General features: G+C 48.4%; 1 protein-coding gene. It reads left to right on the top strand.

From position 1 onward, the window contains the following. Nucleotides 1-252: hypothetical protein (locus tag RMT89_RS44435; RefSeq protein ID WP_315889436.1), on the top strand; the 252-nt coding region annotated here is incomplete at both ends.

Genomic DNA, 252 nt, shown 5'->3' with positions numbered 1-252 from the left:
GTCAGAAGCTCGTCTCTGATGGTAATCAGAAAGCTGTTGCTCAGATGGATGCTCTTACCCGTGTCCTGTCTGCAATGTCGGTCAATATCAATTTCAGTCCTGAAAGCGGTGAACTGACAATCGAACGTGGTGGTACAAAGAACCCACTCACGGTCACTGTCTATGGTTCTGGTGACCGTGGTATTGCTGGCAACATCGCCTCTGAACTCGTCACGACCATGTATGAATACCTGTCGGAACTGAATGAAGTTG

The organism is Streptomyces sp. P17, assembly GCF_032436805.1.
Lineage (GTDB): Bacteria > Actinomycetota > Actinomycetes > Streptomycetales > Streptomycetaceae > Streptomyces.
The sequence above is the reverse complement of the archived record's forward strand: the minus strand, read 5'-3'. Positions and strand labels throughout refer to the sequence as shown.